We start from the raw sequence: 931 nt of genomic DNA on the forward strand, positions 1-931 counted from the left end.
GGCGAAAGATCGTCAGCACGATAAGAATACGGGGGCAGCGAAAAAGCTGTTTCGCTTCTTGAAAGAGTACGAGGCGGACATTCTAGGGTAACGCTCATGGCTATTACTCTATAGTAGGCGTTTATGTTGTCTAAGTGGCATCGCTGCTCGGACTTGCTCAAGTAGCTTAAGGTCAATCTCAGCGATACAAATCCCAGGCTCATCGGCGCAGGACGCCAAGATTGCCCCGTCAGGCGCAACAATCATGCTGTGTCCCCAGGTAACACGGCCCCTACCATGATCACCACATTGGTTCGCGGCCAACACAAAACTTTGGGTTTCAATCGCTCTCGCTTTTAATAGCGTTTCCCAATGCGCTTTACCTGTTTTGTATGTAAAGGCGGAGGGAACAGTGAGCAAGGTAGCGCCGTTTTTCTGATAATACTGATACAGCTCCGGAAACCTTAAGTCATAACAAATACTCAAACCGAGTATATGGCCAGCCAACTCGGTTGTTTTAGGCTCATGGCCCGGCTGATAGGTATCGGACTCCCTATATGCCCCCACTTCATCCGCCACATCCACATCAAAAAGGTGGATCTTATCGTAAAAAACAGGCTCCGAATCTGGACACAACAAATAGCTTCTAGAACGAAATCGAACGTCTTTTCTTGACGCTTTAAAAGGCACTGATCCGCAGAGTAAATAACAGCCTAATTCGTCGACCAGGCACTGAAGAGACGCGATGCACTCGGCTACATGAGGCTCAAACTCTTTGATTGCAGCTTGACCAAAACAAAGCGCATTCTCAGGCAAGACAATAAACTGCGCCCCTCTGGATGAGGCGGTTTTTATAAATGCTATAGCGTCCGACAAGTTTTGCTGCCAATCGTCGCTACTGCACATTTGAATCAAACCGCAGTGAAGGCTTTTCACATGATCACGCATGAAC

At 47.9% G+C, this 931-nt stretch carries 1 protein-coding gene; it reads right to left on the bottom strand.

Annotated elements, in window-relative coordinates:
• Nucleotides 1-108 precede the first annotated feature (108 nt).
• Nucleotides 109-931 (bottom strand): carbon-nitrogen hydrolase family protein (locus tag A3751_RS19265; protein ID WP_156492640.1); only part of this gene is annotated, 823 nt, incomplete at its 5' end.

This window comes from Oleiphilus sp. HI0080 (assembly GCF_001635135.1).